Origin of the sequence: Veillonella parvula (assembly GCF_945949885.1) — a bacterium.
Taxonomy (GTDB): domain Bacteria; phylum Bacillota; class Negativicutes; order Veillonellales; family Veillonellaceae; genus Veillonella; species Veillonella parvula_B.
Genome location: NZ_CAMFFZ010000006.1, coordinates 57,460 through 82,246, shown reverse-complemented (window position 1 = coordinate 82,246; position 24,787 = coordinate 57,460). Strand labels below are relative to the sequence as shown.

General features: G+C 44.4%; 21 protein-coding genes and 3 pseudogenes. 23 read left to right on the top strand and 1 reads right to left on the bottom strand.

What is annotated here, in order from left to right:
- The 10 genes and pseudogenes from Q7O55_RS03380 to Q7O55_RS03335 all read left to right on the top strand — a co-directional run.
- A pseudogene (locus Q7O55_RS03380) lies at positions 1 to 612 on the top strand (tetracycline resistance ribosomal protection protein Tet(W)); the annotation flags it as partial.
- A 50-nt stretch (positions 613 to 662) separates the two neighbouring features.
- Positions 663 to 1,430: a class I SAM-dependent methyltransferase gene (locus Q7O55_RS03375; RefSeq protein WP_303928274.1), complete on the top strand. Its 768-nt coding sequence runs from the start codon at positions 663 to 665 to the stop codon at positions 1,428 to 1,430.
- A 171-nt stretch (positions 1,431 to 1,601) separates the two neighbouring features.
- Positions 1,602 to 2,024, top strand: a complete 423-nt coding sequence (locus tag Q7O55_RS03370) for a sigma-70 family RNA polymerase sigma factor (RefSeq protein WP_002586616.1) — start codon at positions 1,602 to 1,604, stop codon at positions 2,022 to 2,024.
- Positions 2,017 to 2,229, top strand: a complete 213-nt coding sequence (locus tag Q7O55_RS03365; protein ID WP_002586615.1) for a helix-turn-helix domain-containing protein — start codon at positions 2,017 to 2,019, stop codon at positions 2,227 to 2,229. Before Q7O55_RS03370 ends, Q7O55_RS03365 begins: the two co-directional genes overlap by 8 nt.
- 497 nt (positions 2,230 to 2,726) lie before the next feature.
- Positions 2,727 to 3,125, top strand: a complete 399-nt coding sequence (mobC, locus tag Q7O55_RS03360; protein WP_002596229.1) for a plasmid mobilization relaxosome protein MobC — start codon at positions 2,727 to 2,729, stop codon at positions 3,123 to 3,125.
- A pseudogene (locus tag Q7O55_RS03355) lies at positions 3,097 to 4,722 on the top strand (relaxase/mobilization nuclease domain-containing protein). The gene mobC and the pseudogene Q7O55_RS03355 overlap by 29 nt, the downstream one beginning before the upstream one ends.
- Positions 4,712 to 5,098, top strand: a complete 387-nt coding sequence (locus Q7O55_RS03350; protein ID WP_002596231.1) for a cysteine-rich VLP domain-containing protein — start codon at positions 4,712 to 4,714, stop codon at positions 5,096 to 5,098. The pseudogene Q7O55_RS03355 and the gene Q7O55_RS03350 overlap by 11 nt, the downstream one beginning before the upstream one ends.
- A gap of 72 nt (positions 5,099 to 5,170) precedes the next feature.
- Positions 5,171 to 5,965 (top strand): replication initiator protein A, encoded by a 795-nt coding sequence (locus Q7O55_RS03345; RefSeq protein ID WP_006356266.1) that lies wholly within the window; start codon positions 5,171 to 5,173, stop codon positions 5,963 to 5,965.
- On the top strand, positions 5,962 to 6,804 hold the full coding sequence (locus Q7O55_RS03340) for an ATP-binding protein (RefSeq protein WP_002596233.1): 843 nt from the start codon (positions 5,962 to 5,964) through the stop codon (positions 6,802 to 6,804). Before Q7O55_RS03345 ends, Q7O55_RS03340 begins: the two co-directional genes overlap by 4 nt.
- Positions 6,805 to 6,818: 14 nt before the next feature.
- A complete protein-coding gene (locus Q7O55_RS03335; protein ID WP_002596234.1) occupies positions 6,819 to 7,013 on the top strand; it encodes a transposon-encoded TnpW family protein in 195 nt (64 codons plus the stop codon).
- Between the two features lie 64 nt (positions 7,014 to 7,077).
- Here the strand turns inward: Q7O55_RS03335 and Q7O55_RS03330 are convergent, their stop codons facing one another.
- Positions 7,078 to 7,278, bottom strand: coding sequence for a hypothetical protein (locus Q7O55_RS03330; protein ID WP_002596235.1), 201 nt, complete (start codon positions 7,276 to 7,278; stop codon positions 7,078 to 7,080).
- 225 nt (positions 7,279 to 7,503) lie between these two features.
- On the opposite strand from Q7O55_RS03330, the gene Q7O55_RS03325 reads away from it, so the two are divergent.
- The 13 genes and pseudogenes from Q7O55_RS03325 (at position 7,504) to Q7O55_RS03265 (ending at position 24,703) form a co-directional block, all read left to right on the top strand.
- Complete coding sequence (locus Q7O55_RS03325; RefSeq protein ID WP_002596236.1) at positions 7,504 to 9,120, top strand: recombinase family protein; 1,617 nt, start codon at positions 7,504 to 7,506, stop codon at positions 9,118 to 9,120.
- 89 nt (positions 9,121 to 9,209) lie between these two features.
- Positions 9,210 to 9,917 (top strand): annotated as a pseudogene (locus tag Q7O55_RS03320) (putative porin); the annotation flags it as partial.
- 184 nt (positions 9,918 to 10,101) lie between these two features.
- On the top strand, positions 10,102 to 15,180 hold the full coding sequence (locus tag Q7O55_RS03315) for a TonB-dependent siderophore receptor (RefSeq protein ID WP_303928266.1): 5,079 nt from the start codon (positions 10,102 to 10,104) through the stop codon (positions 15,178 to 15,180).
- 35 nt (positions 15,181 to 15,215) lie between these two features.
- Positions 15,216 to 15,833, top strand: coding sequence for a MotA/TolQ/ExbB proton channel family protein (locus tag Q7O55_RS03310; protein ID WP_303928264.1), 618 nt, complete (start codon positions 15,216 to 15,218; stop codon positions 15,831 to 15,833).
- A 2-nt stretch (positions 15,834 to 15,835) separates the two neighbouring features.
- On the top strand, positions 15,836 to 16,243 hold the full coding sequence (locus tag Q7O55_RS03305; protein WP_303928262.1) for a biopolymer transporter ExbD: 408 nt from the start codon (positions 15,836 to 15,838) through the stop codon (positions 16,241 to 16,243).
- 2 nt (positions 16,244 to 16,245) lie between these two features.
- Positions 16,246 to 17,049 (top strand): energy transducer TonB, encoded by an 804-nt coding sequence (locus Q7O55_RS03300; RefSeq protein WP_303928261.1) that lies wholly within the window; start codon positions 16,246 to 16,248, stop codon positions 17,047 to 17,049.
- Positions 17,050 to 17,077: 28 nt separating this feature from the next.
- Positions 17,078 to 17,596: a flavodoxin family protein gene (locus Q7O55_RS03295; RefSeq protein WP_303928260.1), complete on the top strand. Its 519-nt coding sequence runs from the start codon at positions 17,078 to 17,080 to the stop codon at positions 17,594 to 17,596.
- A 21-nt stretch (positions 17,597 to 17,617) separates the two neighbouring features.
- Positions 17,618 to 19,258 carry a heme anaerobic degradation radical SAM methyltransferase ChuW/HutW gene (hutW, locus tag Q7O55_RS03290; RefSeq protein WP_303928258.1) on the top strand — a complete coding sequence of 547 codons (1,641 nt, stop codon included), beginning with the start codon at positions 17,618 to 17,620 and terminating at the stop codon, positions 19,256 to 19,258.
- A gap of 338 nt (positions 19,259 to 19,596) precedes the next feature.
- Positions 19,597 to 20,619 carry a carbohydrate kinase family protein gene (locus Q7O55_RS03285; RefSeq protein ID WP_303928256.1) on the top strand — a complete coding sequence of 341 codons (1,023 nt, stop codon included), beginning with the start codon at positions 19,597 to 19,599 and terminating at the stop codon, positions 20,617 to 20,619.
- Positions 20,620 to 20,623: 4 nt separating this feature from the next.
- Positions 20,624 to 21,985, top strand: coding sequence for a TrkH family potassium uptake protein (locus Q7O55_RS03280; protein ID WP_369691707.1), 1,362 nt, complete (start codon positions 20,624 to 20,626; stop codon positions 21,983 to 21,985).
- 34 nt (positions 21,986 to 22,019) lie between these two features.
- A complete protein-coding gene (locus tag Q7O55_RS03275) occupies positions 22,020 to 22,670 on the top strand; it encodes a TrkA family potassium uptake protein (protein WP_303928254.1) in 651 nt (216 codons plus the stop codon).
- Positions 22,671 to 22,783: 113 nt separating this feature from the next.
- Positions 22,784 to 23,590, top strand: a complete 807-nt coding sequence (locus tag Q7O55_RS03270) for a hypothetical protein (RefSeq protein WP_303928253.1) — start codon at positions 22,784 to 22,786, stop codon at positions 23,588 to 23,590.
- A 12-nt stretch (positions 23,591 to 23,602) separates the two neighbouring features.
- Entirely contained in the window at positions 23,603 to 24,703 is a 1,101-nt protein-coding gene (locus Q7O55_RS03265; RefSeq protein ID WP_303928251.1) for an AAA family ATPase, read from the top strand.
- Positions 24,704 to 24,787 lie beyond the last annotated feature (84 nt).

Sequence of the window (24,787 nt, the reverse complement as noted above, 5' to 3'; positions counted from 1 at the left end):
CCGCCCAACCCGTTTTGGGCATCCATCGGACTGTCTGTTACACCACTCCCGCTTGGCTCCGGTGTACAATACGAGAGCCGGGTTTCGCTGGGATACTTGAACCAGAGTTTTCAAAACGCTGTCAGGGATGGTATCCGTTACGGGCTGGAGCAGGGCTTGTTCGGCTGGAACGTAACGGACTGTAAGATTTGCTTTGAATACGGGCTTTATTACAGTCCGGTCAGCACGCCGGCGGACTTCCGCTCATTGGCCCCGATTGTATTGGAACAGGCATTGAAGGAATCGGGGACGCAGCTGCTGGAACCTTATCTCTCCTTCATCCTCTATGCGCCCCAGGAATACCTTTCCAGGGCTTATCATGATGCACCGAAATACTGTGCCACCATCGAAACGGCCCAGGTAAAAAAGGATGAAGTTGTCTTTACTGGCGAGATTCCCGCCCGCTGTATACAGGCATACCGTACTGATCTGGCCTTTTACACCAACGGGCGGAGCGTATGCCTTACAGAGCTGAAAGGATATCAGGCCGCTGTCGGTCAGCCGGTCATCCAGCCCCGCCGTCCAAACAGCCGCATGGACAAGGTGCGCCATATGTTTCAGAAGGTAATGTAAAGATACATAATCGTCAAGACGGCAACAATCAGAAGTTATGGAGGGTAACAATGGAATATAGTAAGGAAGATTTAATGGAAGCAAAAAAGCAAATTTGGGGAGTGGGAGAGAACATGGGAACAGAGGAAAGTAAAAAAATCTGGGAGGAGAACGCACAATTTTGGGATAATGCAATGGGTGACGAATCTAATGAATTTCACAGAGAGGTAGTGCGTCCCAAAGTAACGGAACTTCTATCTCCTAATCCTGCGGATTACATTTTGGATATTGCGTGTGGCAATGGAAATTATTCTTCGTATCTTGCACAAAGAGGCGCTTCGGTTGTCGCTTTTGATTACAGCAAAAAAATGATAGAATTGGCTAAAAGACGGCAATCACAATATGCAAAACAAATTGAATTTTATGTGGCGGATGCGACCGATAGAAAAAGTATATTAGAATTAAAAAGAAATCGAGCCTTTACGAAAGCAGTTTCTAATATGGCAATTATGGATATTACGGATATTGAACCACTTCTTATGGCTGTTTATGAACTGTTGCAGGAAAGCGGAATTTTTGTCTTTGCAACGCAACACCCTTGTTTTGTCACGTTGACTGAAAAATATATGACACCGCACAGTTACTATGATATAGCGATTGAAGGGCAACCGAAAGAGCAGATTTATTATCATCGTTCCATACAAGATATTTTTAACCTTTGTTTTAGAGCTGGATTTGTCATTGATGGATTTTATGAAGAATGTTTTAAAACCAACAAAGAAATTCCTATGGTAATGATAGTAAGGCTTAAGAAGGTAAAACGTGATAGCTTAAAATAAATTCAAGTTTGTCGGGTAAATAGCAAACCCAGCCGAGCCAGTCAACGGTCAAGATGAACGGCGCATATGCGCAGCCGTTGACAGCCCCGCCCGCCTTTGCTGGTAGGCAATCAAGGGGCGACAGCAAGAAGTGCCACCGCCCCGCACTATTATTCAGAAAGGGGAATTTCCATGACCGACCAGATAGCCTATCAAGAATATATCCAGCGCAGGTACAACGCCTTTTGCAAGACTGTTATCCGCTGTGCCGCCTTGGACAAGATTTTGAAGCTTAAACGGCAATGGGAACGGCAAGTTTCCCTTGACTATCTGATGAACGAGAAGTTTGTCCAGTTTGCCGCGTCGGAGCCGGACGAGGAATACCCATTTACCGTCTGCGGTCAGACCGTCCTGCTCTGCAACGCCGCCCTTGCCGACGCGATCTCTGTTTTGCCGGAGCAGACGCGGGAAGAAATCCTGCGCTATTACTTTCTGCGCCAGCCGCAGCGCGTGATCGGCGCGTGTATTGGCCGGTCACGCAGCACAGCGGGGCGGCATATCCAGCTTGCCTTGCAGCGGCTACGCGAAGAAATGGGGGTGAGCCGGTATGAGTAGACTTCTCCCCTATGAAACAATCCTCAAAGCCCGTGAGGGCGACCCAGAAGCCGTGAACGCTGTCCTGCTCCACTACGCCGGATATATCCGCTATTTCTCAAAAGTGAACGGGCAGGTCAACGCCGAGGTGGAGGACTATGTAAAGCAGCGGTTAATTGACTGTCAATTCAAGTTCCGGCTTGACGAACCACCGGACAAGTCATAAAAACTGAATACCAGCCGCCACCGACGCGGCCAGCGAAAGCAGTAAGTCTTGAAAAAGATTTACTGCTTTTTTTGTTGTCCGGCTCCGCTCCCGGCCATTTTGCCCCCTGCCGGTTGTAGTAGTAAGCGAGGAGGGAATTTTTCTGCCCTGGTGTTTGGCATTTGGAGCATTTACCCGTAGTAGAGGGCAAAGAGAAAGGATTTCTCCAACACCGGGTAGAAACCACTGCGTCCGGTGTCATTTTAGCGAAAGCGGGCAGGAATGCCCTTTACAGGATTAGTAGTAGCAGAAAAAGAGAAACAAACTTTTGTGGTTGCAGTTTTCCAAAAAAGTGGCGGACGGAAGTGAGAGAAAGTTTGCAGTCACGGAGAGCAAGTTTCTACCACGGTGCCAAAATCCGCAATTCTGCAGTTTTGCCCCTCGCGGGAAACTTGTTGGGGAGTGCCTTCCCCAAACCCTGCTCATGCGCCCTTACGGGCGAGAAAGGAGGTCACACCATGCGAAAGAAATACAACACGCCCCACCGCAGCCGCGTTGTGAAAACCCGGCTGTCCGAAGATGAGTATGCCGACTTCACAGCGCGGCTTGCGCCCTATGGTATCAGCCAGTCCGAATTTCTCCGGCAGGCGATACGGCGGGCGACCATACGCCCGGTTGTCCATGTGTCGTCGGTCAATGACGAGTTGCTTTCCGCTGTCGGGAAGCTGACAGCCGAGTACGGCAGGATCGGCGGCAACCTCAATCAGATTGCCCGGTATCTGAACGAATACGGCGTACCCTACAACACCCTTTCCGGCGAGGTACGCGCCGCCATATCCGACCTTGCCGTCCTCAAGTATGAAGTCCTCAAGAAAGTAGGTGACGCGGTTGGCAACACTCAAGCATATCAACTCTAAAAACGCCGACTACGGAGCCGCCGAGCAATATCTTCTCTTTGAGCATGACGAGTTTACCATGAAGCCCGTCCTTGATGAAACCGGCAGGCTTATCCCCCGCGAGGACTACCGGCTGTCCACGCTGAACTGCGACGGGGAGGATTTTGCCGTTGCGTGTATGCGGGCCAATCTCCGCTATCAGAAAAACCAGCGGCGGGAAGATGTGAAAAGCCACCACTACATCATCAGCTTTGACCCGCGGGACGGGCCGGACAACGGCCTGACCGTAGACCGGGCGCAGGCGTTGGGGGAACAATTCTGTAAAGAGCATTTTCCCGGCCACTAGGCCCTTGTCTGCACCCACCCGGACGGGCATAACCACAGCGGCAACATTCATGTGCATATCGTCATAAACAGCCTGCGGATTGAGGAAGTGCCGTTCCTGCCCTACATGGACAGGCCGGCCGATACGAAAGTCGGCTGCAAGCACCGATGTACCGACGCTGCCCTGCGCTACTTCAAATCCGAAGTCATGGAGATGTGCCACCGGGAGGGGCTTTATCAAATCGACCTCTTGAACGGCAGCAAGAACCGCGTCACCGACCGGGAGTATTGGGCGCAGAAAAAGGGACAGGCCGCGCTGGACAAGCAGAACGCCCCCATGATTGCCGATAGTATCACGCCCCGGCAGACCAAGTTTGAAACGAACAAGGAGAAGCTGCGGCAGACCCTACGGAAAGCCCTTGCCACCGCCGCCAGCTTTGACGAGTTTTCCTCTCTGTTGCTGCAGGAGGGTGTGACCGTCAAGGAGAGCCGGGGGCGGCTTTCCTACCTCACGCCGGACAGGACAAAGCCAATTACCGCCCGGAAGCTGGGCGACGATTTTGACCGCGCCGCTGTCTTTGCCGTTTTAGAGCAAAACGCCGCCAGAGCAGCCGAAGCGCCAGCCAGATCCCCCGATCCCCCACGCACCATAAAAGACCGCTTGCAGGTTGCCAGAGCCGAGATAGCCGCCCCGAAACAGGACGGAGTGCAGCGGCTTGTGGACATTGAGCAGAAAATGGCCGAGGGCAAAGGCCGGGGCTATGAACGCTGGGCGAAGATACACAATCTGAAGCAGGCCGCCAAAACGCTGTCCGTCTACCAGCAATACGGCTTTACTTCCCCGGAGCAGTTAGAAGCCGCCGTTGACACCGCCTATCAGAAAATGCGCCAGACCAGCGGCGAACTGAAAGCACTGGAAACGAAGCTGCAAGGGAAAAAGAAGTTGCAGCGGCAGGTGTTGGCCTACGCCCAGACCAAGGCCGCCCGCGACGGGCTGCGGGCACAGAAATCCGAGAAAGCCCGCGCCGCATACCGGCAGGCCCATGAGAGCGATTTTATCATAGCCGACGCAGCAGCCCGGTATTTCAAGGCGCATGGCATTACCAAGCTGCCCGCCCGGAAAGCGTTGCAGGCCGAGATCGAGCAGCTTATCTCCGAGAAAGACGGCCTGTATAACACCTATCACGAACAGAAACAGCGGTTCAAGGAGTTGCAGACCGTCAAGCGGAACATCGACCAGATTTTGCGCCGGGACGAGCCGCACCGCAGAAAGGAGCAGAGCCATGAGCGATAACCTGCCCCACATGGACTACCGCCAGCACCGGCGGGCGCGGCGGCTGGTACATGAGTGCTGTAACTACGATGAGGGGAACTGCCTGCTATTGGACGACGGGGAGCCTTGCGTGTGCGTCCAGAGCATTTCCTTTTCCCTCATGTGCCACTGGTTCCGTGTGGCTGTCCTGCCCCTTGACGGGGAGCTGGCCGCAGCCCTCTTGTGCCGGGGAAGCCGGAAACGGTGTGCCGTCTGCGGGGCGGCCTTTGTCCCCAAATCCAACCGGGGAAAATACTGCCCCGACTGCGCCGGGCGCATGAAGAAAATCAAAGCCGCCGAGAGAAAGCGGAAACAAAGGCAGAGATGTCACGCTTTAGAGCCTTTCAAACCCGCATAAATCAAGGCTTTTTTCGTGGGTGTCAAAGGGTACGCGATACATTTATCCTTTTCCCCCGGAAACGGCGTTTTAATGCGTGACAATACGCCAAAATCAACCCGAACACAGGGAGGTGATCCTATCGCTGATTATATCAGGGCAGACACGCGGCTGCCCGCCTATCTGCCGTATCCCCGTTTCCTGCTGAAAATGGAGATTTCACAGACCGCCAAGCTGCTGTATTCGCTGCTGTTAGACCGTTCCACCCTCTCCCAGAAAAACAAGTGGCTGGACGACGAGGGCAGGATTTATATTATCTATCCCATCGCGGAGATAGCAGAAATACTGGATAAAGGCAGCACCACCATCAAGGGGGCGCTTAATGAACTGGACACGGCGGGGCTGTTGGAACGGGAACGGGGCGGCTTCTCCGCACCGAACCGGCTTTATGTCAAAGTACCGCCAGTGCCACAGGTACAGTTTTCAGACCAACTGATGGCCGGAAGTCCGCCCCTCATAGAGCCGGAAAACCGTCCTACTGATGGTCAGAAAACCGACCTTATGATGGTCGGAAAACCGTCCCCTAACCAAACTACTATAAACAACCTTACAGAGAGCCAAACAAAGGGAGTGAGTGGGGGGCCGTCCGCGCCCTATGGCCGATATGGAAATATTTTTCTGTCACAGACCGAATACGACGAGTTGCAGGCAGAGTACCCTGACAGGCTGGAACGGTTCATCGAGGAAATGAGCCGCTACCTTGCCGCCAACGGGAAAAGCTACCAGAACTATGCCGCCGCCCTGCGGATATGGGCGGGGAACGACAAAAAGGAAGCCCCTAAAAAGGGCATACCAGACTACTCATGCAAGGAGGGCGAGAGTTTATGAAGAATGAAATCAACGCGGTTTTGGAGAATATGACGACCACCATCCCGGAGCCGGAGGACTACACCGGCGAGGACGGTTTACTGTACTGCGGCAAGTGCCGCAAGCCGAAAGAAGCCTATTTTGCGCCGGATAAGGCCGCTATCTTCGGGCGCGACCGCCACCCGGCAGAGTGCGACTGCCAGAGAACCGCCCGCGAGGAACGGGAAGCCGCCGAAAAGCGGCGCAGACACCTTGACACCGTGGAAGAACTGAAACGCCGGGGCTTTACCGACCCCACCATGCGGGACTGGACTTTCGAGAACGACAACGGCAGGAACCCGCAGACCGGGCTTGCCCGCCGGTATGTGGAGCATTGGGAAGATATGCGGACAGACAATATCGGCTGCCTGTTCTGGGGCGGCGTAGGCACCGGCAAAAGCTACCTTGCAGGCTGTATCGCAAACGCCCTCATGGAGAAAGAAATCCCCGTCCGCATGACGAACTTTGCTCTTATCCTCAATGACCTTGCCGCCAGCTTTGAGGGGCGCAACGAGTACATTTCCCGCCTTTGTCGTTATCCGCTGCTGATCCTTGACGACTTCGGCATGGAACGCGGGACGGAATACGGGCTGGAACAGGTGTTCAATGTGATTGACAGCCGTTACCGCAGCGGCAAGCCGCTGATCGTCACGACCAACCTTACGCTGGACGACCTGCACAACCCGGAGGACACCGCCCATTCCCGGATTTATGACCGCCTGCTTTCCATGTGCGTCCCGGTACGCTTTACCGGCGACAACTTCCGGCAGGAAACCGCCAAGCGGAAAATGGAGAGCATGAAGAAACTGATTACCGACTGAAAGGAGTATTGCCTATGGCAGATAACAAGCAGCACGACACCCGCACCACCCGCCGCCCTGACTGTGTGACGGAAATCCGCATGGGCAATTCCGTCCTTGTCGTGTCCGGCTATTTCAAGAAAGACACCACAACCACAGCCGCCGACAAAATGGCGCGGGTACTGGAAGCGGAAGCCGCTGCTACACAGGAGCCGACTTATCCGGCGTGAACCGGGGCATGGAAAAGCGGCCATGCCAGGGAGCATGACCGCTGGAACGAAAATCGGAAGTGCTTTAGCAATTCTTAATCTCATTCTCTATAAAATAATTTGCAATTTCAAAGGCTTTTATTCTTCTCTTTGCCAATGTGATTTGTGATTTATAACGCTCGGAATTATCCTTTGATTCAAATGTTTTTACTGTTTCTCTTAGCTTGTGCAGAGTTGAATCAATTTGCCTTTTGGCCGCGGTTAATTCATCTATTGTATACTTCATGTTTTCTCCTTTAACTTCTGATTTTTTTGTTAAATCAGAGTATACCACGGAGTTATGAACTTTTCTACTGCAAATATGGGACGACAACCCATACCATAAAAATCGGAAAATTGAAAAGCTGTAAAGAAGCAAATTTAACGCTTTTGCCGCTGTACAGCCCCCGCCGTTCCGTGGTACAATGAAACCACGGAATAGTGGGGCTGGCTGTCGGAAACGGAGGATTTTATGTTAAGACAAGCCACCCAAAACCTCATTACCGCCCTTTATCCGAGATTGTCCCACGAGGATGAATTGCAAGGCGAGAGTAATTCCATATCGAACCAAAAAAGGATACTCGAAACCTACGCAAAACAGAACGGCTTTACCAATCTGCGCTGGTACACCGACGACGGTTTTTCCGGCGCGAACTTCCAGCGGCCCGGATTTCAAGCCATGCTTGCGGACATTGAAGCCGGGAAAGTGGGTACGGTCATCGTCAAGGACATGAGCCGGTTAGGGCGAAACTACTTGCAGGTAGGGTTTTACACGGAAATGCTGTTCCCTCAAAAGGGTGTGCGTTTTATCGCTGTCAACGATAATGTGGACAGTGCCAGCGAGGGCATGGACAACGATTTTACCCCGCTGCGAAATCTGTTCAATGAATGGCTGGTGAGAGATACGAGCAAGAAAATCAAGGCAGTGAAAAAGTCAAAAGGCATGAGCGGCAAGCCTGTTACCAGCAAGCCGGTTTACGGCTATGTGATGGACGAGGACGAGAATTTTATTATAGACGAGGAAGCCGCCCCGGTGGTGCAGCAGATTTACCAGCTTTGCCTTGCCGGGAACGGCCCGACCAAGATTGCCCGTATGCTGACGGAGCAGCAAATCCCCACGCCGGGGACGCTGGAATATCAGCGGACAGGCAGCACCCGCCGTTATCACCCAGGCTATGAGTGCAAATGGGCGACCAACACCGTCGTTCATATCCTCGAAAACCGAGAGTACACCGGATGTCTGGTGAACTTCAAAACGGAAAAGCCTTCTTATAAGGTCAAGCACAGCATAGAGAACCCCGTCGAGAAGCAGGCCATTTTCGAGAACCACCATGAGCCGATCATCGACAAGGAAACATGGGAACGGGTGCAGGAGTTACGCAAACAGCGCAAACGCCCGAACCGCTACGATGAAGTGGGGCTGTTCTCCGGGATTTTGTTCTGCGCCGACTGCGGCCATGTGCTGTATCAGCAGCGGTATCAGAACAAAGACCGCAAACAGGACTGCTACATCTGCGGCAGCTACAAGAAGCGCACCCGCAACTGTACGGCGCACTTTATCCGCACCGATCTGTTGACCGCTGGTGTCCTGGCAAATCTCCGGCAAGTGACCGAATACGCAGCCAAGCATGAGAGCCGGTTTGTGAAACTACTTGTCCAGCAGAACGAGATCGGCGGCAAGCGAAAGACCGCCGCAGCCATCAAGCAGCTTGAACAGGCGCAGGAACGCATTTCTGAAATCAGCCGCATTATCAAGCGGCTGTATGAGGACAATGTAAACGGCAAAATCAGCGATGAGCGTTTCATGGAACTGTCGGCTGACTACGAAGCCGAGCAAGCGGAGCTGAAAAAGAGAGCCGCCGCCCTGCAAGCCGAACTGGACAAGTCACAGGCAGCTACCGTCAACGCCGAGAAATTTATGGGCATTGTCCGCAAGCACCTTGCCTTTGAAGAACTGACCCCCACTCTCTTGCGGGAAATGATCGAGAAAATTGTGGTGCATGAGTGCAGCTATGATGAGAACGGCACCCGCAGGCAGGACATTGAGATTTATTACAGCTTTGTCGGCAAGATTGACTTGCCCGAATAACCGCCCGACCTATCCGACACAATGGCCAAGTGTCGGATAGGAACGGCAAAATTTTTTGCACTTCTATTGCTTCTTTATCACACATAAGCAAATACACAGGTAATGTTATCCCAACGACAGGTGTTGTATTACAACAAGATACAGTACCACCAATTGATAAAGCTGCCTATGTTCAAGTTAAACATATGGTAACGCCTCGTCTTGGTTTAGCTGCTTGGTACTTACGCTCCTTTGGTGGTAGCGACTATCGTTTCTATACGGCGAATGGTAATGCTACAGAAGCACATGAGTTTAACAATGTGGCTAATGTATTTGGTGTAGGTGCTAAGTATCAATTAAATCATAATGCAAGCATTTCCTTCGACTATGGTCAAAACCGTAGTGACTATGGTCGCTTCATGAATGGCAATACTCATTATGAACATAAGGCTGGTTCATCTCAATTCGATATTAAAGGTCGCGATATAGGTGGGACACCTCATTTCTGGGCATTGCGATTCGATGTAGGTCGTGTAGATATGAATAAACCAGGTTCTTGGAATGCTTATGTGGATTATAAGTACTTCGGACATGGTTCCTTCTTCGGCGGAAATGGCACCGAAGCTGTACCTGATCGTTATTTAGATGGCATTAAGAGCTTTACATTTGGTGGGGGCTATGTACCAACTAAAGATCTACTTTTACAAGCATTCTATACATTTGATGCAAAAGGGATCAATAAACGAGACACATTATATGGATCTGAAAACTTCAAACTTGGGAATTATACTCGTTTCCAAATGACGTATAAATTCTAAAAAATAGTCCGATTTGTCCAAAACGTATATTTTTGGTCTATTCGGAGTAGATATGCAAGATACACTTTGCTAACATTAAAATGTGAATGATATTCAATGTCATTATATGTTGGTGAAGTGTATCTTTTTAATTTTGTGTGGGAGATACAAGTCATATGTTTAGTTAGAAATTTAGGAGGGCACAATGACCCGGTGGGGACATACAAAGCGTAGCATAATTTTGTCTAGTGCAGTTGCCTTGTGGCTTAGTGCGCCTTTAGTGGTTTGGGCAGATAATGCGACTGTCACTACAGATGTTGTTCATGTCAAAGGTACATGGGCAGAAGAAGAAGCAAAACTGAACTCACAGCAAGTGCAAATCATTACCAAGAAAGAGATTGAGAAGAAACAGGCGAAGTCCGTCGAAGACATTATTTTTACGCAAACAGGCGTATCTAGAACGGTTGATGCTATGGGGCGTGTAGGTGTATCTATTCGAGGGGCAGAAGCCCGTCACACCCTTATCCTTGTAGATGGTCAACCAGTACTAGGTGATTTTGATAAGTACTCAGGTGCGGCCGACGAAGTACAGCGTATTGGTACAGAGAATGTAGAGCGAATTGAAGTTATTCAAGGTGCGGCTAGTGCTAAATATGGTTCGGATGCTGTCGGTGGTGTAGTTAATATCATCACTAAAAAAGCACAAAAGAAACCATCTGTACAATTTAATGCAGAAGGCATGCGTCGGAAGAGTGATGGCGATGTTTTCCCATTCCAAAATTTCTTTATTCGTGCTGATTCAGGTCAAATGGGGAAATTGAAGGTCGGTTTGTCAGGTAGTAAACGAGATCTTATGCCAGTTCTTGCATCTGTTAAACGTCGTGCTTCTGGCATGGCCTTTGACTATGCAAAACATAACTTTAAGCCAAATGTACTTCGTTACTATGGTGACGCGGCAGATATTGGTCTAGTAGCGACCTATGAGGCTAATGATAAAAATAAAATTGAAATGCGCCTCAACCGCTATACAGAAGACCTCGTACGAGATGTTAAGCATTCTGACTCCGACTTAGAGCCACAACAACACTTTAAACGTACGGCAGATCGTAATACAGCTAACTTACAATGGTCTTCTAGAGCCGGTAAGAGTGACTGGACTGTTGAAACAAACTATTCTCGCATTAAAGAAAATGATGTAGCGCTAATTAACTATACAGGACGTTCTGCTTATGAAGGTTCCAATGAGTTGCGTTATATCGATAACATCGATCATCGTCAATTGGATATTCGCGTAAATGCAAATACGCAAGTTAATAAAAATCATTTGCTCAGCTACGGTGTTAGCTATGCTCGTGAAGAAGGTTCTGGTAGCCGTTTAAAGAGTTCTCCTAATACAAGCACTATGTATATCGATCCATGGGATTACGATAAGAGCTTGTTAGTAGACCGACTTGATCGTCTTGTACGACGTAAAGGCGACAATAGTGTTAGAGTTTATTCTCATATCCATGATTACAAATTTATTAATTCTGGTGGCGGTATGCCGCAATGGGATATGGATTACGAATACTACGGTGCCGAAAATGATGCTCAAAAACCAGGTATTACCTATGACGATTATGTAAATTATGGTTTATCTGAAAGCCGCTTAAGCGACTGGTCTAGTACAGCTCCAAATAACCTACCTGTTACAGATGAGTTTAAGGCTCGTTACAAAGCTTTAGAGAACCGTTTGAAAGCAGAGAATCCTGAATTATCTGCTACCCGTGCCAATATCGTAGGTGATTACTTTAAATATGGTGAGTCTAATGATCCAGAAATGCGGAAAAAAGCACCTAAGCTAAATGGTAAGGCTTTCTTAGAAGAGTATCGTAATCGCGACCAACGCTTGACTACTGGTAGTGGTACGATTCGCAAGTTAAATGCTTACATTTCTGACACTTGGCAAGTCAATAAGAACTTAACATTGTCTCCGATTGTGCGTTTGGACAATAGTAGCTTGTTTGGCTCTAACCTATCCGCATCCTTGGGCATGACATATAACGTTAATGGTAATACACATCGCAGATTTAAAGCCAATGTAGGTACTGGTTATACAGAGCCTGGTATGGGCGAACTGTGGTATAACTGGGAGATGTACGCGTCTAACCCGGTAGGGATTGGGGTTGCAAAACTCGGTTGGTACTGGGCTGGTAATCCTAATTTAAAACCTGAAAAATCACTCAACTTTGACATGAGCTTGGAAGGGGAAAATAAAAATACCTATGCTCGTGTAGGTGTATTCCACAACCGTATTAAGAACTATATGTCTGTATACTTTACTGGCGACTTTATGGACTTTGCACCATATCTTAAAGGTGATGCAAAATACCAACGTGCTCCAGATATGATTTATAGCTTTAAAAATATTGGTAAAGCTGAAATTACGGGTGTTCAAGCTGAGGTACAACAAAAATTCGGTAAACATTGGTCTGGTAAGTTAGGTTATACATACTTACATGCAATCAATAAGAGTGATCCGACAATGCCTCGTCAATTACTTGATAAACCAATGCACAAAGTTGACATTGGTATTACCTATGACAATCCTAAGTCTGGTTGGAATGGTTCCATCTGGGGCGATTACTATATCAACATGCTTGATAGTAATACTCTCAATAACGGTGGTAACTACTGGCCAGATATCTTGTCTGGTGATGCAGGCGTTTACAAGAAGCAAACATATGAAAAGAAAACATTTGGCATTTGGAACGTAATGGTTCAAAAACGTTTCAATAAAAATGCCATGATGTATTTTGGCATCAACAATATCTTTAATCATCGCGATGATGACCGTGCTACACAAGAACGCGTCTACCGTATGGGTGTTAACCTTAAATTTGGTGGTGGCGATAGTAGTAAAACTACAGCCATCGGCAAGACTAAGGATGGTACGAATGTTAATGCTACAAGTGCTAATGTAGCTAATGATGAAGTGGTAAATGCAGAATCTGGTGTACAAAATGTATCTGATGTAGTTCGTTTAACTGATTTTATTCGTTCTGATTTTGATACTACTAAAGAACGTGGTGTTACATTGCTTGGGGACTATAGAGCACGTTGGATGGCACATGATGGCTCTAACAGACCACAATCTCCATTTAGAGCGAATTCCGCTATCGCTTCTGCAAAAGCAAATATGTACGATGCAGACCGTCATAGCTTTGAGCAACGATTACGACTTGGCTTTGATGCTCGACTCAATGAGTTTACAAACCTCAAAGTTATCGGCAGTGCGACTGGCATGAGTGGTGTAGATACAAGTTGGACACAATCTGATTCCAAAGGCTTTAACCATCAACGACTCGATACCGTTGATCTTACAAGAAGGGTTAAAAAATGGGATGTATCAGTGGGTCGCTTGACAGAACCTATGGGTGCTAGTGGTTACTGGTTCGGTCAATCTTATGATGGCGTTCGTGCTGTTTGGAATGGCCATGACTCTCAAGTTCGTATTGGGGTTGGTACTTTCAAACATAGCACGGGTATTACTGATTCTGCATATACTCATGCAGTCCATGAAGTTATCTTTAGACCGCCAACAGCAGCCGAATTAATTGGTATCAACCGCGATGACTATCCATATGATATTAATAGTGCTACTAAGACCGGTTCTGATGGAGAAAAAAAATCTACAGAAGATGCACCAGCACCAGATAGTCCTAATGGCATTTATGATTCTACTTACAAAGGTAAGACAGATAGTATTTACTTCTATCAACAGCTAAAAGGTTTGCAAGATGAGTATGAAGCATATAAGGCTACATTGAACCTAAATTGGAGCAATCCAAACCGGGATCAAGAAATTGAAAAGGCTAATGCTAAATTAGCTGAAACTCAGAAAAAACAAGCTCAAATTATGGGTCGCTTACAAGATATTCTTACAAAAGCATATCCGAATGATATGGCTGAGAAGAAATTCTCCCTTGATATACCATCTGGTGGATATGCGATGTATGAAATCACTAATAAGAAAACAGGGGAAAAACTGTATAAGACAGGTGGCATTATGTATAATGTGAACTCTTCCTTATACCCTGAATACTTAAAAGAAAAGGCAAAAGGTGTTATCGTATCTACGGATAATAAAGAAGCTTTATTGAATCCGAAGGCTTATGTTGATAAACATGGTGATGCGATTAACCAATCTATCTCTGAAATTGCTAAATATAATGCAAAAGATAATTGGAGTAATTATAACAATAGTGAGCTTGACGAAGTTTGGGTGAAACAAGCTGATGGTACATTTAAGAAATCTTATGATTACTATGGGCAACTATCAAGTGATTATGAATTCACTGGTTTCTTAGGTGCAAAGACTTATAAATATGATAGTGGTAAGTATGTATTTAGTGATTATGATGCTAAAGATGCACTATATAAAAAGAACTTTACAATGACTACTAGTGATTGGGGCGAAGGTGGTTCTGTATATGGCTGGAGAATGCCTTCTGCTATGTTCAACTATCTCTACAATCTTGAAAAAGTTGTGCATGATGCAGAATCTGAAAATAAATTACCTCGTGAAGCTATTGGTAAGATCATTGGCAACTTGATTAGAACAGAAGGGGTAGTTCTTGAAAAAGATACTGTACCTGCTATCGATAAAGCAGCATTTATTCAATACAAGAAGCAAATTGGCTCTCGTCTTGGTTTACAAGCTTGGTACTTACGTTCCTTTGGTGGTAAAACACATACATATTTAAATGCAAATGGCAATGGTAATGATGAGTACAACTTCTCCAATGTAGCTCATGTATTTGGTATTGGTGCTAAATATCAACTTGGTGCCAATGCAGTTGTTACTGTTGATTATGGTCAAAACCGTTCCAACTTAGGTCGTTACTTGAACGGTAACACTGTATATCAACATGAACGTGGTACGGCAGACTTTGCTATTAAAGGTCACCAAATGGGCGGTACACCACATTTCTGGATGGCTCGTCTTGACATTGGTCGTGCTGATTTAGATGTTCCAAAATCTTGGAATGCGTTCATTGATTATAAATACTTCCAACATGGCTCATTCTTTGGTGGCAATGGTACAGGCGCTGTTCCTGATCGTTATTTGGATGGTATTCGTAGCTTTACATTTGGTGCCGGTTATGTACCACGTAAGGACTTGCTCCTTGAAGCATTCTATACATTCGATGCGAAGAGTACTAATAAACGAGATACTTTATATGGTAGTGAAAGCTTTAAGTTAGGCGATTATACAAGAATTCAAGGGACCTACAGGTTCTAATGTTCAGTCTATAAACAGACAGAAAGGTTACAAATATGGAAAATTTAAATTATGTCATTCACTTATTTCATAGTGGCGGGTATGTAATGTATCCATTATTACTCTTGTCATTCATGGTTATCGCTATAGCTGCAGAACGTGCTTTCTTCTATCGTAAATATGCAGGTAAAACATTTGTTGTAACTCATGCAGTAAATGAATTAGCAAAACTACAACGTTGGGATGAAATCGATAAAGTAATTAAAGAAAACCATTCTATTGCAAGTCGTATTGCGGAAGCAGGCTTAAATAATGATTTCAGCGAAGAAGCAATGAAGACAGCTTTTGCTGATCAAATGGGGGTTGATGCAGTTGGTTTCCGTAAATATATGGATTACCTTAGTGCTACAGTTACAATCTCTCCATTATTGGGCTTGCTTGGTACGGTAACAGGTATGATTAGCTCTTTCAGTATCCTTGACTCAGGTGCCGGTGCATCTGCCATTACTGGTGGTGTAGGTGAGGCCCTTATCGCTACAGCATCTGGTTTGTGTGTAGCCATAATGGCGTTTATCGTTTACACAATTTTTAGTCATCGTTTGGATTCCATTATTAACCAAATTGAAAATATGTGTGTTAATATAGTTACAGCTAAACGAGAAGGGTGGAAATAATTATGAACTTGCAAAGCTTTCGTATGAAAACTAAGCCGGAATTTATGATCATTCCAATGATTGATATCATCTTCTTCTTGTTGGTATTCTTCATGATGAATAGCTTACAAACAGTTGCTCAAAAAGCATTATCTGTACAATTACCTAAAGCGAGTAGTGCTTCTGCACCAGCTCAATTGCCAGTTGTATTTACATTAGATGCAGAAGGGCATATTACAATTGATAACAATCCAATGAGTATTGATCAAGCTGAAGCTATGATTAAACAACGTATTCAAGAAAATCCTAATGTCAGTGTTATCTTGCAAGCAGATAAACGTGCGGCTCATGGTCAAGTAGTAGCGATCATGGACATGCTAAAACAATCTGGCGTTAAACGCTTAGCTATTGCAGCTGAACAGAAAGGATAACTATGGGACTAGGCATATCATGGAAAAAAGCAGCCATTATATCCGCCGTAGTTCATCTAGTTGCTCTTTTTATTGCCGTAATCTTTTTTGTAGTGGTTCCAGCCATTCAAGAAATGGAAACCTATGAAATCGACCTCACACAAAGTGTGCTCGATGATGGCGGCAGTGGTCACGCAGGTGGTGGCGGAGGTAACAGAGCAGATTTGTTCCCTAAACCATTATCTGCAGATGAAGTAGCGGCAAGGACAAAGGCTGTTGTAGCAAATGTTGAACCATCTACAGCTACAGATATTCCTGATGCAGTAGATGTGGCAGCAAAAGGAAGCGAAAATAAAGCCAATACACCTGGTGATAATTCCGCTGTTGGTGGCACAGGCCCTGGATCTGGTGGCGGTTCTGGTGGTGGTCATGGTACCGGTGAAGGTACGGGTATTGGTGATGGTAGAGGTCATGGTACTGGTACAGGTGACGGTACAGGTGAAGGTGATGGTCACGGTACAGGTAAAGCAGCATTTAATACGGCTGGTTTCTACGCAGCTGTAGACAGTCAAAAACAAATCCCTTATGCGGCAATTAAACGTAAAATGAATGTAGACGTTACAATTTATGTAGCTGCTCGTTTGGATACAGAGGGTAACCTAATTAGCGTTACACCATTGAGTGGTGGTGATGAAATATTTGTTGAAGCTGCCCTTGATGCAGTACGACGTGCCACACCATATCCAAATCCTACAGGAGATATACAACCAGTAGAAGTTCCTGTACACTTTGTAGTACAGGCCGATGGTGAAGACGAAGAAGAATAAATTTATCTAAGTAATAAAGGAGATAATTATGAAATCTATTATTTTATATTCATCCCTCACGGGAAATACAAAAAGCGTAGCGGAAGCAATAGCTTCTGTTATGCCTGAAGGGACACCTTGCGTTCCTGTAAAAGAAGCGCCTGATAATTTAGCTGATTATGACACTGTGTTCGTAGGTTTCTGGGTAGACCGCGGTACAGCTAACAAAGAAGCGGCTAAGTTGATTGAAACTTTGACAAATCCTAACATCGTATTCTTTGCTACGTTAGGTATGTATGCTGATTCTGATCACGCTCGTGAAAGTATCGATAAAGCATCTACATTGTTGCAAAACAAAGAATCCCTTGTAGATGGGTTTGTATGCCAAGGTAAAATCGATCCTAAAGTAATCGAAATGATGTATAAAATGTTCCCACCTGGATCTGCACATGGTCAAAGCCCAGAACGCGATGCGTTACATAAAGCGGCTGAAACTCATCCAGACGAACAAGACTTTGCAAATGCAAAAGAATTTACAAAATCTGTACTTGCAAAGTTGCAAGCCTAATTTCTGAAAGGGGATTGGAGTATGAGTTTAGCAAGTTTCTTTGAGTCCATTCCGGAGAAGCAGCGAAACCTACAACTAGGTTTAGCCTGCGATAATCCGATGAGTGGTGCATTTCCTCATAAACGTGTTGTTCATGCAGGTCTCAATGGTACGCTCGTTTCTCCAAAAGAAACGCAAGCCGTTTGGGATGCATTAATGAATGGGGCTCCTAAAAAGGGCGAAATGCAATGCGCTTACATTCATATTCCGTTTTGTAAGACAAAATGCACATATTGTGGATTCTTCCAAAACGGTACGAGTCAAAGTGTTGAAGATCAATATATTGATGGTCTTATCAGTGAATTAAAGCTCGCTAGTGAGCGTCCGAGATTAAAAGATGGCTTAATCCATGCCGTGTTTATCGGCGGTGGCACACCAACATCTTTATCTCCTACAAACTCTGAAAGACTGCTCAAAGCAATTAAAGCGTACTTGCCATTGGCAAATGATTACGAACTTACCTTAGAAGGGCGTATTCACGATTTAATTCCTGAAAATCTTGAAGTTTGGATGGCAAATGGTGTTAACCGTATGTCCATCGGTGTACAATCTTTCAATACAGAAGTACGTCAAATGGTAGGTCGTTTAGATACGAAAGAAACCGTATTAGAACGTTTATCTGCCTTGAAAGCTTATGGTCAATGCTCTGTTGTTATTGACTTGATCTATGGTTTGCCTGGTCAAACTATGGAGGTTTGGGAAGAAGACTTAGCAGATTTGGTAAGCTCTGGCGTAGATGGTGCGGATCTATATCAATTAAATGTGTTTGATGGTAGTGATCTCAATAAAGATATTGCAAACGGCAAAGTTCCAGCTGCAGCCACAACCGCGATGCAAGGTGAGATGTTTGAATTCGGTCGTAAATACCTTGATGAACGTTCCTATCGTCGATTGAGTGCCGCTCATTGGAGTGCTAATAATCGTGAACGTAGCTTGTATAACACTTTAGCTAAATCGGGCGTTTCAATGTTCCCATTTGGCAGTGGTGCAGGTGGTAACGTCGACGGTTATGGTATGATGTTACATCGTGCATTAAAGCCATACGAAGATATGGTTACCTGCGGTGAAAAACCATTTATGGCCCTTATGAAACAACGTGATTTACAACCTATCGTGAACCAAGTAGTAAGTCAATTAGAACAAGGGTTCCTCAATATTATGAGTTTAGTAAAACTGGATTCAAGATTAGATGAATTGAACTGGCTCTATAAATTATGGGAAAAACGCGGTCTTGTTGCCTATAATGGTTTACTTTATAAATTAACTGCAGCAGGTGAATTCTGGACTGTAAATCTTACACAAAGTACATTAGAAGCAGTTGAATATATCCTGACTGGTAAGAACTCCTTTGCTGTAGAAGCAGTAGCTGCACAAGATACAAAAACAACTTCTAAAGACAATCCTAATCAAGAAGTACGGGGGATTGGGCAAGGTAAAGCTAATATTTCTGTACCAACTGATGAAGATTCTGAAGCACAACGTAAAGAAGCTCTCATTGCTAAGGCGAAAGCTGAAATTGCTAAGAGCGTTGCTTCTGGCGAAGCAGCAGAACGAATGGTACAAGTTATGTACAATTTAAGTGCTGATGAGATTGAGTACATGATGGAACGTATGATGTCTTAAATTTTTATGTTACACCTCAATTCTAACAACCTCTCCCAATAACTAACATATAATATACAAGACATATTACGTGACATATACGTACTACTTGTAGTACAGAGTAACCCCAGACGAGCGTCTGGGGTTTACTTTTTATAAAGCGAAAGGTATTCTGTAGGTATAAGACTTAAATGAATTTTAAAAGTAAAACAATCAATGTATAAGAATAAATATATAAGTCTATAAGGACAATAAAAAATAATTGTTGTTAAAGTCATAAACCAATAAGTAAGATAGTGAATCTATAAGATGTGAAGTGATATTGCTTGTATAGCTAATAAAAGGCTTAGGAGGTTAGTATGAGTACATTTCCTCAAAAAAAAATAGATATTGTAGGTATCGGGGCTAGCACATTAGACCGCTTCATCGTTGTGGAACATTACCCAACGGGACGTGAGGTACAACAAGTTGTATCTTCTACCACCGATGGTGGTGGACCTGTAGCCACAGCATTAGCCGTTGCAGGTAAATATGGTGTACGTACGGCCATGATTGATAGTATCGGTGACGATATGGTGGGGCGTCATATTTTAGATGACTTCAAAAAATATAATGTTAATACCGATGCTATCCACATTGAAACGGGGGAAAAGAGTGGCGTTGCTACAATTCTTGTAAAGCATAGTACGGGGGAGCGGGCTGTGTTTTTTGAACGATCCACTGCAAAAGAGCCGGCCTTTTTAGAAGTACATAAAGAGTTAATCAAAAATGCTTTTATTTTGCATATCAATGGTCGACATCGCCAATTCATGCGCTCTGCTATGGCTATTGCAAAAGAGGTAGGCACTATCATTTCTTTAGATGGTGGTGCTCAGCGTTACGATGAAGACATGAAGCCTATTACAGAAGACAGTCATATCGTTATCGTAGCTCGCGACTATGCTGAGAAGTATACGGGCTCAACTAATTTGGAAGATGCTTGTCGTATCATTCATGACCGTGGTGCTTTAATTGCAGGTGTTACGGATGGGGCTAATGGTAGCTATTTTGTATGGCCTGATGGTACAGCGTATCGTTGTGAGCCATTCCCGCAAAAAAGTATTGTAGATACTACGGGGGCAGGGGATAGTTTTCATGGTGCTTTTTTGGCTAGTTTAGTAAATACAATTCATTATATGAATGGACAAGAAAATACTTTTATTATTAAGCCAGATAGTACATATATAAATGCTGTAGATGTGCTCAAACATTGTGCACATTCTGATTTAGAGAAGGCCGCTATTTTTGCATCTGCTGTAGCTTCCCTAAATACGCAAGGCATTGGAGGGCGTAGTCCGCTACCAACTCTAAAAGTCGTGCATGAACTTACAGGTTGGGAGTAAGGTTATGTGGCAAAATACTTCACAAAATCATGTACAGCAATATATACAACAAAATCCCTATCGTCTATTAGCTCTTAGCTTTTTGGCTGCCATGACTATAGGGACGATATTGCTCATGTTGCCCATATCAAATGCTCAAGGCCATAGTACAACGCTTGTAGATGCAGCTTTTACCGCAGTATCTTGTGTTTCTGTAACAGGATTGGCGACAGTAGATACCTATTATCACTGGTCCTTGTTTGGCAAAATCGTCATGGTAATCCTTATCCAATTAGGTGGTTTGGGAATTGTTTCCTTTACTACTATTATTGCTCTAGTATTAGGGCGACGCGTAGGTCTAAAAAATCGCGTGCTTTTGTCAGAGGATGTAGGGCAAGATGGCATGAAAGGACTTCTACACATTACTAAGAAGCTAACCATTTATACCTTTTGTGTCGAAATTATTGGTGGCATTGTCTATACCATTCAGCTATATCCCTATATTGGTGATGCTGCTTTATATACGGGGATTATGCAATCTGTTTCCAGCTTTTGTAATGCAGGATTTATATTCTTTGATAATGATCTACCTTATGCTATGGTGGGCGATGTATTATTTAATATGAATACAATGGCCCTTATTATAATAGGTGGTTTTGGTTATCTCGCAACTTTTGATATTTGGTCGCATCGAAAGCTACGACGTTTTGTAGATTTAAAACTACATACAAAAATAATGTTAGTTGGCACAACGGCGCTCATCCTTTTAGGGACTATTATTTTCTTAGGGATTGAGTGGGCAAATCCCAAAACTTTTGGCCCTTTACCTATATGGAACAAGGTCATGGCTTCTCTATTTCAATCGATTACACCTCGTACAGCAGGTATTTCAACTGTAGATTATAATGCTTTACATCCAATTACCCTGTTTATTACCATCATTTTTATGTTTATTGGGGCAGGGTCCAACTCTACAGGGGGCGGTGTTAAAATTAGTACCATTGCCGTCGCTTTTCTAGCATCGCGTACATTATTTAATAACCGTCCTGATACAGAGGTTTTTGAACGTCGTATTTCGTTGGTTACTGTACTTAAGGCAAATGGAATAATCTTTTTATCTATCCTTCTTGTTTTACTGGCTACTTGCTATTTGGCTTGGGATGAGCCGTATAACTTTATTCGACTACTTTTTGAGGTAACCTCTGCCTTTGGGACCGTAGGTCTTACAACGGGTATTACACCTGATTTATCTGAAAGTAGTAAATGGGTGTTGATGCTTGTCATGTTTACGGGGCGTGTAGGGGTTATGACTGTTATTGGCACCTGGGCTCTAAAAACAGCACCTACTAAACCGATTAGCTATGCAGAAGAAAATGTATTGTTATAAAGAGTGATTTGAGTAAATACACAAGAGGTAATATATGAAACATAAAACGATAGCAGTTATAGGTCTTGGTCAATTTGGTGGCACTATTGCTAAGATGTTAGCATCTATGAATCATGAAGTATTAGGTGTAGATATTGATCCTGAAGTTGTACAGAAAATATCACCTTTTGTAACACACGCTATAGTAGCAGATACAACGGACGAACAAGCAATCAAGGCATTGGCATTAAGTCAATTTGATATGGTCATTGTGGCTATAGGTGAGAATCTTCAAGCAAATCTAATGACATCTATGCTTCTTAAAGAACTGGATGCTCCTAAAATAGTGGCAAAGGCTGAAAACAATATACAAGGAAAAATGCTTCATAAAATAGGTGTAGATCAAGTGATTTATCCTGAATATGATATGGCATTACGTCTTGTACAATTTTTAACGCGGGACCATGTGATGGATTATTTGCAACTATCTAAAAGTATTAGTCTTATAGAAATTAAAATGCCTTCATTCTTGGTAGGAACTTGTTTAAAGGACTCCAACTTGCGTGAGAAATATAATCTTAATGCAGTAGGTATAAGACGTGGCGAGGATTTAGAAGTACCACCTAATCCAACTACCATTTTCGGTGAAGATGATAAATTATTAGTCATTGGGAAGAATTCTGATTTAGATGCATTAACGATGTAATGAGTATACGAAAGAGATATAACCATATCGAAAATATATGATATAATAAAAATAGAATTCAGTATAGGCCATACGTATTCGTATGGCCTTTTAATATAGAAATGAAGGTTATTATGACAGAGGAACAATACATAACGGCATTGACCAATAACCCACATGGAATCCGTAATATTCCAAATCCCACGGAAGTAATGCAGCTAACTTGCGTAGCTCAAAACGGTATGCTGTTACAATATATCAAAGAACCTACTCAAAAGGTGATTGAAACAGCGCTTTCACAAGCACCACGGGCCATACAGTTCGTAGAGTATCCTAGTGAAGCGTTGTTGAGTGCTTTGGTAGAAAAGGACTGGGCGGTTTTAGAATATATTGACAATCCGTCTGACGCATTAATTCAAAGTGCATTAGCTCAATCAGGCTGGGCTATTCGCTATATTGAGAACCCATCTGAAGAATTGCAATTAGAAGCGGTGAAGGCGAATTACGATGCCTTACAATATATCAAGGCCCCAAGTGAGGCTGTGCAGTTACAAGCCGTGCAAGGGAGTTACTTAGCCTTGCGCTACATTGATGAGCCTAGCGTAGCTGTTCTAGAAGCAGCAGTAAAGCAAGATCCACAAGCAATGCGTCAAATTACAAATCTCACAAAGGACTTGGCGTTACATCTGTTTAAGGTAAGTGCGGCTGTCGTAGGTTATATACCTAATACATTGGGCGTTACGGTAGATGAAATCAAAGCTATCATCATTAATGCCGTTGCTAGTGATATCGTTGATGAAGACTATGTACGCGAGTTAATCAACAATAAAGCTATCGGTGGACGTCAATCAAAATGGCCTATTGATATATTGTCACTTATTGATATGTATGGTACTAGAACTGTTAAGAAAATCGCAGTGAGTGAATATTTGAAATATTAGGACGGAGATACAATGAACTTTATAGATACAATGGCAAGTGTTGAATTAGTGCTTGCCGCTAATCAAGTGCCCTTGCTCGTTGGTGAGACTGGTATTGGTAAAACCTCTCTCGCAGCGCGTGTAGCAGATGTACACGACTGGGAACTCGTTACTATCGATGGAAACCTGTTAAAAGAAGGTGAAATTGGAGGCTTGCCAACAGTAGAAACGGTGACGCATACAGATGGTCATGGAAATACACGAGATGTGAAAACTACAGTATACGCTGTGCATCATACATTGGAACATGTGGCACAAGCCGTAGATAAAGGGCGTCAAGTATTGTTGTTTATCGACGAAATTAACCGCGCAGAACATGCAGTGCAACAAGAGTTGATGAACCTTATCTTAAATCGTGAAATCAATGGTTTCTCCTTAAGTGATCAAGTGCGCATCATCGCTGCTATGAACCCTGAGGATTCTTTTGATTACCAAACGATTGATATGGATCCGGCACAACAAAACCGTTTTGTATGGCTTTATATGAATGCTGATTACATGCAATGGATTGACTGGGCTATCGGTGCAGGCATTGAAGAAAAGGTTATCGAATTCATTTCTTCATACCCAGAATATTTAAATCAACGTCATGAAGACGATATCGATGCCACACCTCGCTCCTTTGAACGCGTTTCCGGTCTATATAGGATTTTTAAAAACCAAGAAGGCACAAGCTATAGTCGGGATGTATTTATGAATGTTATCCGCGGTAACGTAGGCAAACTCATTGCTGAGGCCTTTGTAAACTTTATCGAGTCCGACCAAGAACCTCTTATTACTTTTGACGATGTATTGGTGGCGGTTCAAAGACCAGGTGCTATTATGTCTATGGCTGAGCAGGTTAAAGGTGAAAGCCCAACTCGCCTTTATATAGCAGCAAAAAATATGTTGCATCGTTTAAATCGCAATAGTAATGCCCAAGAAATTCATTACTTTGTAGAATTCTTGACCTTGTATCCAGGGGACTTGCGCGTAGCGGTTATGAAAGATCTTCGTAACACGTATGAGCGCGTTTACGCTTATGCTATTGAAGATGATCTCTTTGTAGACACCTTTTTTGAAGCTCAAAAATAATTCTATGTTAGTAGTTAGCTGAATCGAAGCTGTCTATATAGATAACCGATTTTAGTAAATTATTAGTCATGAGACTAATTGATA